Here is a 12,390-nt window from a genome sequence, read left to right as displayed (position 1 = left end):
CTGAAGGCGTCGTCCGTATCACCCTCTCGATCAATGCTATCGCATTGATCTGCCGGGTTTTTACCGGCGGCGCTCACTGGAAGTGTTCATGCGCCGCCGGTATGAAGGGGCCGGCCGCCTTGCGTTCGCTCGCCGGCATCAGTCCTCGCGGAAGGCGCGGGCGAAGCTGTCGGTCAGCGGGGACAGGAAATAGTCGGCGGCGGTGCGCCGGCCGGTCACGATCATCACCTCCGCCGGCATGCCGGGCTGCAGGCTCAACCCGCCGGCCCGTTCCAGCTCGCCGCGGTCCACGACGACATGGGCGCTGTAGGTGGTGGCGCCGGTGCGCTGATCCGTCGTGGCGTCGCCCGACACATAGGTCACGCGGCCCGACAGGACCGGGGTGGTGCGCTGCTTGAAGGCCGTGAGCCGGATCCGCGCCGACAATCCGGTGTGGACGGAGTCGATGTCGGTGGCCCGCAGCTTGGCCTCGATCAGCAGGCTGTCCTCGTCCGGCACGATGTCGAGGATCGGCTTCCCGGTGCCGATGACGCCGCCGGCCGTGTGAACCTGCAGGTTCATCACCGTGCCCGCGACCGGCGCCCGCACCACCGTCCGGCCCAGCACGTCTTCGGCGGCGTGCCGCCGCTCGTCCAGCTCGCGCAGCTTCCCTTGTACCTCGCGCAGCTCCTTCGCCAGCTCCTCCACGCGCTTGTTGCCCAGATCGAGGATTTGCAGGACGGTCTCGCCGCGCCGCTGTTCCGACCGGGCGATGGACGCGAGATATTCGCCACGCCGGCCGCCGAGGTTGGCGGCTTCACGCTCCAGCGAGAGCAGCCGCGACTTGCGCTCCAGCCCCTTGGCGACGAGGCTGCGGGCGTCCTGCATCTCCTCGGCGATCAGGGCCAGCTGGCTTTCCGTGCTGGCGACCTGGGCGCGCAGCCCGTCGGCCTCCGCGTCCAGCTGGGCGGTGCGCTGCTTCAGGATGTCGACCTGCCCCCGCAGGCTCTCCCACCGGGCGGCGAAGAGGCGGCGCTGCCCGTCGAGCAGTTCGGCGATGCGCGGGTCGTCGGCGCGGTCGGTGAGCGCCGGGGGAAACGCCACGGCGCCGTCACCGCTGCGCTCTGCCAGGAGACGGGCTTCGCGGGCGAGCAGTTCGTCCTGTTGCGAACGCAGCGTGTCCAGCGTGCTGCGCGCCTGGGTCTGGTCGAGGACGACCAGCGGCATGCCCGGTTCCACGCGGCTGCCCTCGGCGACCAGGATGCTGCTGATAATGCCGCCCTCCAGATGCTGGATGGTCTTGCGCCGGCTTTCCACCACGACGCTGCCCGGCGCCACGGCCGCGCTGTCGAGCGGAGCGGTGGTGGACCAGACGCCGACGACGCCGGTGAAGACCATTAGGGACAGGGCACCGGCGAGGATGATGCGGCCGGCATCCGGGGCGTGGGCGGGGGCATGGGCGGATTGGCGGGCGGATTGGCGGGCGGTGTCGACGAGGCTGCTCATGGCAGGGTTCCTTTCGGGCGGAGGATGGGTGGGGAGAGGACGGGTCAGGCGGCGGTCGAGACGGCCGGTCGGGTTTGGCCGAGGGCGGCGAGCACCTCGTCGCGCGGGCCGAACCGGGCGACGGTGCCGTCCCGCAGGACCAGCACGCGGTCGGCGACGCGCAGCAGGTTCGGCCGGTGGCTGGTGGCGATCACCGTGGCGCCGCGCGCCTTGAGCGCGGCGATGGCCTTCTGCAACGCCATCTCCCCCGGACCGTCCAGGTGGGCGTCGGCCTCGTCCAGCACGATGAAGCGGGGTTCCCCGAAGACGGCGCGGGCAAGCGCCAGGCGCTGGCGTTGCCCGGCGGACGGCAGGAAGCCGCCGGTGCCGAGGCGCGTCTCATACCCATGGGGCAACCGCAGGATCATGTCGTGGATGCCGGCCATCCCGGCGGCCTCCACCACCCGGTCGAGCGGCGCATCCTCCATGCGGGCGATGAAGCCGCGAACGGAGGTTTCGATCAGCTGGTTGTCCTGCGGCAGGTAGCCGACATGGCGCCCGACCTCGCTCCGGTCCCAGCCGGCCACGTCCACGCCGTCGAGGCGCACGGCGCCGGACTGGACCGGCAGGACGCCGACCAGTGACCGGGCCAGCGTCGTCTTGCCCGCCCCGGACGCGCCGACCACCACCAGCACGGTGCCCGGCTCCAGGGAAAAGGAAACGTTCTTCAGCAGCGGCCGGGCGGCCGGCACGGGGCTGGCGGCGAGGCCGCTCACCGACAGATGGCCCTGCGGCGCGGGAAGGCCGCTGACGGCGCGCGGCGCGGTCGGCCGGGCGAGGTGGGCCGCAACCCGGCGCCACGCCGTGTGCGCGCTCACCAGCGTCCGCCACGCGCCGATCACCTGCTCCACCGGGGCGAGGGCGCGGCCGAGGAGGGTCGCGCTGGCGAACAGCGCGCCGCCGCTGATCGAATGGTCCACCACCAGATAGGTGCCGGTCGCCATGATCATGACCTGCACCACAAGGCGGACCCAGCGGGTCAGGGAATAGGCGGTGGCGAATTGGGCGGAGGCACGCTCCCCATGGTCGAGCGCGGCGCCGTTTCCGGCCTCCCACCGGTCCAGAACGGCGGGCGCCATGCCCATGCAGGCGACCTCCTCCCGCGCGCGGACGGCGGCCTCGACGAAGTGCTGGGCGGCGGCACCCTCCGCCGCCGATGCGGCGACGGTGCGCCGCGTCAGCATCTCCCCGGCCAGCGCGATGCCGAACAGCACCGCCGCACCGCCGCCGGCCACAAGCCCGAGCAGCGGATGCAGCAGGAAGAGCGCGACCAGATAGACGGGTACCCACGGCACGTCGATCAGGGCGGTGACCACGGGGCTGCCGATCGTCTGCCGCAACACCGCCAGTTCCCGCAGCGGCTGGAGGTCCGCGCCCGCCCGCCCCCCCGGCATGGACAGCGCGTGCCGCACGCAATCCGGCGCGAAGCGGCGTTCCACCCACGTCGCGACCCGCAACAGCAAACGCGCACGCAGGACTTCAAGCCAGCTGAGGAAAGCCAGGGCGGCCAGCGCGATCAGGGTCAGGTACAGCAGGGTCTCCAGGCTGCCGCTGGACAGGACACGGTCGTAGACCTGCATCGAGTAGAGCGGCAGGGTCAGCGCCAGCACGTTGATGGCGGCGCTGAACCCCGCGGCGGCGATCAGACAGCGGCGGGCGGGAGCGAGGGGCGACATGACGGCGGTTCTCCTTGGATTGAGCGTCGGGCCACCTCCGTGGCACGCCGCCATTCCGCCACGCGTCCGCGCGAGCCGAAGTGAAGTTCCCCACCGGGTCGGGGGATTCCGCGCAATTCCTGCAAAGAGGCGCCAAAAAATTCCGCCGGAACACAAAAGCAATAAAATAACAATTTTCCGTGAGCTGCGGTGACGGGCTGAACAGATGCCGGACGCCGGGTGCGTTTTAATCCAGCTCATCGGGCAATGCCCAATCCACACCAAGGAGATTACGATGATTGTTGTTCCGAACGCGACCGAAGGTGCCGATGTTCTTCAGGGCACGTCTGTTGACGACACCTTCAATGGACTGGGCGGCGGCGACCAGATCTTCGGCGGTGCCGGCGCCGACACCATCAGCGGCAACGCCGGCAACGACGCGATCTACGCCGACGGCTACGGCGGCAACGCCGGGGCGGACGTCGAGGGCACGTGGAACCGCCTGTTCGGCGACGCCGGGGACGATGCGCTGGTCAGCGGGGCCGGGTTCGACGACCTGTGGGGCGGCGCCGGCAACGACACGCTGACCGGCGGGGCCGGCGCGGACTGGTTCGTGTTCGAGCCGGGCAGCGGCGTGGACACGATCACCGACTTCACGCCGGGTGCGGACACCATCATCGTGATGGCGAACATGAACGGCACCGGCGAGCCCGTGCTCAGCCAGAACGCCGACGGCACGGTGGTGGACTTCGGCGGCGGCAACGCCGTGCTGCTGCAGGGCGTGGCGCTGTCCGAACTGCCGGCCGACGCCGTCGTCACCGCCCCCTACAGCGACGAGGCGTCCTTCTACACCACCGCGGTGGAGGCGCTTCTGGGCTGATCGCCCCAGCTTCTCAGGGTTTATGGTGGGAAACTCCGGCCCCGCGCGTTCCGCGCGGGGCCTCTTCTTTTCCGCAGCCGCAAAGGGCTGGGCCCACCCGCCTCTGCGCCGTGTCGGCGGCTCGGGTCCCGGATTATGCTGACCACCCTTCGAAACGCGGAGGGCCTTGGCATGCCGCGGACGCTCCTGCTCACCTCCCTGGTCGTCCTGCTGCCGCAGACCGCGGCCCTGGCGCAGATCGCCACCGACGGAACGACGGGGCCGCGGGTCAGCCTGTCGGGCGGCCGGATCGAGGTCGGCGCCGGCCTCGGCACCCAGGCCGGCGGCAACCTGTTCCACAGCTTCGAGACCTTCAACGTCAACCGCGGCCAGACGGTGACCTTCACCGGGCCGGACAGCGTCCGCCATGTGGTCGGGCGCGTCACTGGCGGCGGGTCCTCGACCATCAACGGCACGCTGCGCTCCACCGTGGGGCAAGCCGACGTCCACCTCATCAACCCGGCCGGCGTGACCTTCGGCCCCAACGCCGTCGTGGACGTGCCGGCCAGCCTGCACGTCGGCACGGCGCACGAGGTGCGCTTCGCCGACGGGGCGCGCTTCTCCGCCCTGGACCGCAGCGGCAGCACCTTCACCACCGCGCCGCCGGAGGCCTTCGGATTCCTCGACCGGCCCGCGGGCGCGCTGCGGGTGGACCAGAGCCGGCTGACCGTGAAGCCGGGCCGCGCCCTGTCCCTGGTCGGCGGCGACGTCGCGGTGAGCGGCGGGGCGGAAGGCGTGGTGGGCGCGCCGGGCGGAGCGGTGACGGTGGCCTCCGTCGCCGGCGCCGGCCAGATGCGCCTCGACGACGGCACCGTTGCGGCGGCGAAGCAGGGAACGGTGCGGTTGCACGACCACGCGCGCATCGGCGCTGCCGGCGAGGGCGGGGGCAGCGTCCGCATCCGCGGGGGCGCGCTGGTGGTCGAGAACGCGACCATCGCCACCACCAACACCGGCCCGGTCGACGGCGCGGGCGGCATCGACGTTGCCGCCGGGTCGGCGGACATCGCCGGCAGCACGCTGGCGAGCGGCACGCTGGGTTCGGGCAAGGGCGCGCCGATCCGCCTGCGCGCCGGGGATCTGCGATTGCGCGACGGGACGCGCGTGGTCAGCACCAGCCACGGGCCGGGCGGCGCCGGGGCCGTCACGGTCAACGCCGGCACCCTGTCCGTGGCCGGGACGGGGACGACCTACTCCACGACGATCGAAAGCTCCCTGCCGGCCGGCGCCACCGGTCAGCCCGGCCCGGTGACGGTCACCGCGGACCGGCTCGACGTGCGTGGCGGCGGCGCCATCCGAAGCGTCACCGCCGGACCGGCCAAGGCCGCGGACGTGAACGTCACGGCGGGCGACATCAGCCTGACCGGCGACGGCGCGCGGTTCGCGCGCTCCCGCATCGTCAGCGAAACCCTTTTCGGGGCCGACGGCGGCACCGGGGCGGTCACCGTGACCGCCGCGGGCGCCCTGCGCCTGACCGACGAGGGGCAGATCGGCAGCTTGCTGCTGGGCCGCAGCGACGCCGGTCCGGTGACCGTCCGCGCCGACAGCCTGACCGTGGCCGCGGCAACGCGCGACGCCCTGACGGGAGTCTTCAGCGAGACGTCCTTCGGCGCCACCGGCAACGCCGGGCTCGTGGACGTCCGGGCCCGCAGCATCGACCTTTCCGGCCCGCTCGCGCAACTCAGCAGCATCACCTTCTCGCAAGGGACCGCCGGGTCCGTGTCGGTGCAGGCCGACAGCCTGTCGGTCACCGGCACGAACGGCCAGGGCTTTACCGGCATCACGAGCAACGCGGAATTCGGCTCGTCCGGCCACGCCGGTACGGTCACGGTCGTCACCACCGGCCCGCTCGCGCTGCTCCGCTCCGGCGAGATCGGCAGCAACACCTTCGGCATCGGGAACGCCGGCGACGTGATCGTCCGGGCCGGGTCGCTGACCATCGCCGGGGCCGAGGGGACCTCGCTGCGCACGGGCATCGGCAGCAGCGCGGAGCCATTCGCGCTGGGTTCCGCCGGGAGGGTGAACGTCGCCGTGGACGGGCACCTCGACCTCAGCCGCGGGGGGCTGATCACCACGGACACGCACACCGAAGGCAACGCCGGCGCGGTGTCGGTGACCGCCGGCTCGCTGTCCGTCACCGGCAACAACGGCAAGAACCTCACCGGCATTTCCAGCAACGCGCGGAGCGACGCCGAGGGCAACGCGGGCACCGTGTCGGTCACCGCGACCGGCCCCCTGACGGTGAACAGCGGAGGCTTCATCAGCAGCGACACCTTCGGCGGCGGCAACGCGGGGGCGGTCACGGTTGCGGCAGGCTCCCTGACCGTGGACGGCGTCGGCGCCAACGCCTTCACCGGCGTCTCGAGCGACGTGGAGCAAGGCGGCCGCGGCAACGCCGGCACGGTGTCCGTCACCGCGGCCGGTCCCCTCACCCTGGTCGGGGGCGGCCAGATCCGCAGCATCTCCGATGACAAGGGCAATGCGGGCGCGGTGAGCGTCTCAGCCGGGTCGCTCTCGATGGAACGCGGCGACGCCGCCCGGCCGACCGGCATCCTGTCGGACGCCTACGACATCGGGAACGCCGGGACCATCCGCGTGCAGACCGATGGCGCCTTGCGGATCGGCACGGGGGCCTGGATCAGCAGCGAGACGTACCGGAGCGGAAACGGCGGATCCATCGCCGTGCACGCCGGCTCCCTCGGCATCGAGGGCAGCCCGCAAGAGCCCTTCACCGGCATCTTCACCAACACCTACGGCAGCGGACCGGCCGGAACGATCGACGTGGCGACGCGCGGAGCCCTGTCGCTGGACAACCGCGCCCAGATCAGCAGCGACACCTACGACCAGGGGCGGGCCGGATCGGTGACCGTCGCCGCCGGCTCCGTGTCGGTCGCGGGCACCGGCAGCGAGGGCTTCACCGGCATTTCCAGCAACGCCCTGCGCGGGTCGGACGGGCACGCCGGAACGGTCACGGTCGGCACCACCGGTCCGCTGCGGCTCAGCCGGGGCGGCCAGATCAGCAGCTTCTCCGCCGGATCGGGCGACGCCGGGTCGGTGGCCGTCACGGCCGGCTCCCTGGCGCTGGAGGAAGGCATCGGCACCAACCTCCCCACCGCGATCCTGTCCGATTCCTATGGGACCGGCGACGCCGGGACGGTGAGGGTGCAAACCGCCGGGGACCTGCGGATCGGCGGCGGCACCTGGATCAGCAGCGAAACCTACCGGAGCGGCCTCGGCGGCGCCGTCACGGTGCGCGCCGGAACCTTGACGATCGCCGGCGATCCGGACCAGTCCTTCACCGGCATCTTCACCAACACCTACGGAAGCGGACGGGCCGGGACCATCGACGTGGCGACCACCGATGCCCTGTCCCTGACGAACCGCAGCCAGATCAGCAGCGACACCTACGGCAGCGGCGGCGCCGGCACGGTCGGCGTCACGGCGGCCGGCACCTTGCTCCTCAACCCGGGCGGTTTCATCAGCAGCGATACCTATGGCCGGGGAAACGCCGGGGCTGTGACGGTCGGAGCCGGCAACCTCATGGTGCTGGGAAACGCCGGCACGGACTTCACGGGCATTTCCAGCAACGCGGTGGGGAGTTCCGAAGGACAGGCCGGAACGGTGAAGGTCACGGCGGCGGGGGCGCTGACCCTCGCCAGCGCCGGCCAGATCGGCACCAACACCTTCAGTGTGGGCGATGCCGGATCGGTGTTCGTTCAGGCCGATACCCTTGCGATCAGCGGCAACGGCTCGCCCTTCTTCACCGGGATTTTCAGCAGCGCAGCCCCCGGTGCGACCGGCGACGGCGGCGCTGTGACCATGCAGGCCCGCACCATTCGGCTGGACCGCGATGGGTTGGTTGCCACGGAGAATTTCGGCACCGGCGTCGGCGGACCGATCCGGATCACGGCAACGGACACGCTGGCGTTCGACGGGGCGGCGGTGCGAACCCGGACGGCGGCCGGGGACGGCGGCGACATCGCCGTGCAGGTCGGCCGGCTCCTCGATATGCGCAACAGCGAGGTCACCACGTCGGTGGCCGGCGGAACGGGCAGCGGCGGCAACATCGTCATCGACCCGCCTTTCGTGGTGCTGCAGAACAGCCGCATCCAGGCGAACGCGCAAAAGGGCGGCGGCGGCAACATCACCGTTCGGGCCGACCAGCTGCTGACCACCCCCGACACTCTGATCGAGGCGTCCTCGGCCGAAAGCGTGTCCGGCACAATCTCCACGCCGGCTCCCGACAACACCATCGCCAGCAGCCTGGTCAAACTGCCCGAGAGTTTCCTGAACACCCGGGACCTGCTGCGCGACAGCTGCGCCGGCCGGGGCGGACGCGCGAGCAGCAGCCTGATCGTCGGCAACGGGGGCGGATTGCCGCTCGATCCCGCCGGCCCCCTGCCCTCCCCCTACGGTGGTTTCCGCAACGGTGAACCGGGCGCCCCGCACCGGGGGACGGGCGCGGCGTCGGAGCTGCCGTTGCGCTTCCACGTGGCCGGAACGCCCGGTTGCGGGTGACCCGGAATGGAACCGCGCCTCCTGCCCCACCCGGTGCCGATCCGGCGAAGACGGCACCGGGCGGAGCCCGGATGACCCTTTCGCACAGTGCCGCGCACTGTGCTGTCGGGTTTGAACCGAAGGCGTTTGATGGAACCCATCAAACGCCTTCGGTATCAGACCGCCGCGATCAAACGGTCGTTCCCGTCCATCCACGCGAGCAAAGAGCCATAGCTCGCCGCGACGTCGTGGGCGGCCACGCCTGTCGAGACCAGGCCGACGACGTAGCCGACGCCGTTCTCCTCGTACCAGAGCGGCCCGCCGGAGTTGCCGGGGTGAACCTCCATGCCGCTGATGTCGATGAAGGCGTCGAACGGGTTGTCCTGCACCCAGCCGCTGTCGTTCATCATGGTGTTGCCGTAGAAGTCGGGAAACCCGGTCAGGTTGACATCGCCGGACACGAAGGTGGGATCGATCTCCATCCACCCCGTCTGGTAGCCGAGCGGCACGCCGAGATCGAGGAGGGCCGCGTCGAGTTCGACACCCTCCAGCCCGCTGCCGCCGTTGCCGGACACGATCAGACCGTCGCCATTCGGATCGAAACCGTTGCTGTAGTGCCAGGAGACCGCGTCCACGCTCCCGAAGGGCGCCTCGAAGGGGGACGGGTCGAAGGCCGGGGTGACGGTGACCTGGACGGGGCTCTCGCCCGTGGTCGAGTCATAAACGACGTGCGACGCGGTCAGGACGTCGTTGGGGCCGACCATCACGCCGGATCCGGTGTGCACCTCGCCGTTGGCGTAGGTCGAGGTGATGAAGACGATGCTCTGCCAGGGATATTGAGCCTGGCCGGACACTTCGACTTGGGACATTGGGGCAACTCCTGCCTTGTTTAGGATGGAAAGAAAATCCGGGCGAAAACCCTGGATGTGTTCATTTCACCCCAATGCGGACGCGACATCTGTTGAATGCTCAACCAGAAACCCATGAATATTGAAAGATTGTTTCGCACTCGACGAGGCGCTTTACTTGGAAAAACCGGCGGACCACCAATAAAAAGGGCCCCGCGCGGAACGCGCGGGGCCCGAGTTTCCCACCACAAACCCTGAGAAGCCGGGGCGATCAGCCCAGAAGCGCCTCCACCGCGGTGGTGTAGAAGGACGCCTCGTCGCTGTAGGGGGCGGTGACGACGGCGTCGGCCGGCAGTTCGGACAGCGCCACGCCCTGCAGCAGCACCGCGTTGCCGCCGCCGAAGTCCACCACCGTGCCGTCGGCGTTCTGGCTGAGCACGGGCTCGCCGGTGCCGTTCATGTTCGCCATCACGATGATGGTGTCCTCACCCGGCGTGAAGTCGGTGACGGTGTCCACGCCGCTGCCCGGCTCGAACACGAACCAGTCCACGCCGGCCCCGCCGGTCAGCGTGTCGTTGCCGACACCGCCCCACAGGTCGTCGTACCCGGCCCCGCTGACCAGCGCATCGTCCCCACCGTCGCCGAACAGGCGGTTCCACGTGCCGTCGAAATCGGTCCCCAAGCCGGGATCCGTTTGGCCGGGATAGGCATCGGCGTAGATCGCGTCGTTTCCGGCGTTGCCGCTGATGGTGTCGGCGCCGGCACCGCCGAAGATCTGGTCGCCACCGCCCAGTCCATTGAAGGTGTCGTCAACAGACGTGCCCTGAAGGACATCGGCACCTTCGGTCGCGTTCGGAACAACTCGCATATTTACCTCCTTGTATTCGTAGGATGTTCCCTACGACAAGGATTAAAGCGCATTCCCGGGCGGCATTATGTTCAGCTCGCCACCCACGGCGAGCAATTTTTATTATTTTATTTCTCGGCGGATCGTTTTCCATCACAGCGCACAGGGTCCGGCGGCGGTGTGGTGGCTGCGCTGGCCCTCGCGGGCTCGGAGGCGAGCGTGCCGTTCATCACGGCGGTGCGCACCGTCAACATTCGGTGGGCTGTCGGGGGCTTTCAGGCTGGCGTCGAGGCCAGCCAGGGTGTCGCCGACCAGCGCCAGCGCTCGCTCGGTCTGGCCGTGCCGGAGCCGCCAGCGCAGGCGGGTCCGTCCTTCATCCTGGGCGAACCGAGCGTATCCGACGGTCCGGGAAACGGGGACCGCCCCAGTCGCCCCCGCGAGGATCGGCCTCGCGGGGGCGACTGAGCGACGGGGATGCCTCAGTTCATGACGGCGCCTTCGTCGAGGCCGTACTTCTGGACAATGCGCAGCAGCGCGCCCGAGGTCTTTTCCTCCATCAGGAAATGGTCGACCCAGTCCCGGAAGATGAAGTCACCCTGGCGGACGACCAGGGCCACCGGGCTGAAGGCGAAGGGAGGGCCGGCGACCAGATGCAGCTGCTCGCGCCCGGGGGCCGACGTCTTGAACGCGTCGTAGGTGCTGGCCCAGGCCTGGCTCTTGCGGGTCAGCGTGCTGGTGACCGCCTCGGGCTCGCCCTTCGCTTCCATCACCTTGGCCTTCTGGAAGACGCGCTTGGCATAGAGCGCGGTGTTGGAGCCGAGCGCGACCGCGATCGTCGTGTCCGGCTGGTCGAGATCGGCCCAGGTCTTGTACTTCTCGGCATCTTCCTTGCGGACCATCACGCCCAGATTGACCTTCATGAAGGAGTCACTGAAGGTCGCGGCCTGGGCGCGCGGCAGGGTGACCGCCATCGGCATCAGCATGTCGAACTTGTTGGCCTGGAGCCCAGCGATCATCGTGCCCCAGCTGTCCTCGACCCACTGCACGTCGACCTTCAGCCACTGCGCCATGTCCTGGATCAGATCCACGGTCAGGCCGGAGATTTTGTTGGTCTGCGGGTCCTTGAAGGCGTAGGGGTACCACGGCGCCCAGCCGACGCGCACGGTGCCGCGCGTCTGGATTTCGCCAAGCGCGGAGGGCGCCTTGTCCTGCGCCGCGGCCATATGCGCCGGAACCAGCAGCGCGGCGACGATGGCGCCCGCCTTCATCCATGTCGACAGAATCTGTCTCACACCAGCCATGTACCGGACTCCCTGTTTTCTTTGAGGCACGAGAGGAGGGTTGGGCCGCCTCGCCGAAACGGCCCAGGGCATGGTCGTTGCCGTGCCGAATTCAGAAGGTCGACGGCGTGTTGACCCAAAGAACGCGGGCAACGACTTTGCCCGGATTGCTGTAGCCGTGCGGCTTGTCCGACGGGAAAAAGAAGGAGTCGCCCTTCTTCAACCGGTAGGTCTGGTCGCCGATGGTCATGTCGACTTCGCCTTCGAGGACGTAGCCGACCTCTTCGCCGACGTGGGAAATGCAACCGCCGCTGCTGCCGCCGGGATCGACGATGTGGATCGACCCGTAGAGCAGTTCACCGTTCTGGACGAGGCATTCGAGCCGGATGCCCTGCCCGTCCTGCCGGCCGATGGCGTCGACGCTGACGATCGGCCGTTCCCCTTCGCGCGACACCACGTCGTTGCCGGGCTTGTTCTCGGCGAACATCGCGCCGATGGACGTTCCAAGCTCCGTGACGATCTTGTGGAGCATCTGAAGGGACGGCGTGATCCGGTCGTTTTCGATCTTCGAAATGAGGCTTTCGGAGCAGCCGACCCGGTCGGCCAGCTCCCGCATGCGGAGGCGTTGCGCCTTGCGCGCCTGCTTCAGCTTCGCCCCGATGCGGATGTGTCCGGACCCGGCCTGGTCCGGATCGTCCCCGAAATGCGGCGGCAAAGCCGCCAAACCTGCAACATCGACCATGGAACTTCCCACATTCCCGCGTCCGCTTTCCGAACGCGCCACTCACATTCCTGTCATTCAAGGTACTTGACAACGGGTGCG

The 12,390-nt window shown here is 69.6% G+C and carries 8 protein-coding genes; 2 read left to right on the top strand and 6 right to left on the bottom strand.

Annotated features, from left to right (window positions below):
• Window positions 1-138: 138 nt before the first annotated feature.
• Both J2851_RS15160 and J2851_RS15155 read right to left on the bottom strand, forming a co-directional pair.
• Window positions 139-1,485 carry an HlyD family type I secretion periplasmic adaptor subunit gene (locus tag J2851_RS15160; RefSeq protein ID WP_209767210.1) on the bottom strand — a complete coding sequence of 449 codons (1,347 nt, stop codon included), beginning with the start codon at window positions 1,483-1,485 and terminating at the stop codon, window positions 139-141.
• A 44-nt stretch (window positions 1,486-1,529) separates the two neighbouring features.
• Complete coding sequence (locus J2851_RS15155) at window positions 1,530-3,200, bottom strand: type I secretion system permease/ATPase (protein WP_246500669.1); 1,671 nt, start codon at window positions 3,198-3,200, stop codon at window positions 1,530-1,532.
• A 274-nt stretch (window positions 3,201-3,474) separates the two neighbouring features.
• Between J2851_RS15155 and J2851_RS15150 the strand changes: the two genes are divergently transcribed.
• Window positions 3,475-4,059, top strand: a complete 585-nt coding sequence (locus tag J2851_RS15150) for a calcium-binding protein (protein ID WP_209767207.1) — start codon at window positions 3,475-3,477, stop codon at window positions 4,057-4,059.
• A gap of 171 nt (window positions 4,060-4,230) precedes the next feature.
• Window positions 4,231-8,613: a beta strand repeat-containing protein gene (locus J2851_RS15145; RefSeq protein ID WP_209767205.1), complete on the top strand. Its 4,383-nt coding sequence runs from the start codon at window positions 4,231-4,233 to the stop codon at window positions 8,611-8,613.
• Between the two features lie 155 nt (window positions 8,614-8,768).
• On the opposite strand, the gene J2851_RS15140 is transcribed toward J2851_RS15145, so the two are convergent.
• The 4 genes from J2851_RS15140 to J2851_RS15125 all read right to left on the bottom strand — a co-directional run bounded on the left by J2851_RS15140 (window position 8,769) and on the right by J2851_RS15125 (window position 12,309).
• Window positions 8,769-9,461 carry a trypsin-like serine peptidase gene (locus J2851_RS15140; RefSeq protein WP_209767203.1) on the bottom strand — a complete coding sequence of 231 codons (693 nt, stop codon included), beginning with the start codon at window positions 9,459-9,461 and terminating at the stop codon, window positions 8,769-8,771.
• 250 nt (window positions 9,462-9,711) lie between these two features.
• Window positions 9,712-10,308, bottom strand: coding sequence for a calcium-binding protein (locus J2851_RS15135; protein ID WP_209767201.1), 597 nt, complete (start codon window positions 10,306-10,308; stop codon window positions 9,712-9,714).
• A gap of 458 nt (window positions 10,309-10,766) precedes the next feature.
• Window positions 10,767-11,588, bottom strand: coding sequence for a substrate-binding periplasmic protein (locus J2851_RS15130; protein WP_209767199.1), 822 nt, complete (start codon window positions 11,586-11,588; stop codon window positions 10,767-10,769).
• A 91-nt stretch (window positions 11,589-11,679) separates the two neighbouring features.
• A complete protein-coding gene (locus J2851_RS15125) occupies window positions 11,680-12,309 on the bottom strand; it encodes a cupin domain-containing protein (protein WP_209767197.1) in 630 nt (209 codons plus the stop codon).
• Between the last annotated feature and the right edge of the window lie 81 nt (window positions 12,310-12,390).

The sequence above is a fragment of the Azospirillum rugosum genome (assembly GCF_017876155.1).
GTDB lineage: Bacteria > Pseudomonadota > Alphaproteobacteria > Azospirillales > Azospirillaceae > Azospirillum > Azospirillum rugosum.
Note: the sequence above shows the minus strand (reverse complement) of the source record. Positions and strands in the feature narration are given on the sequence as shown.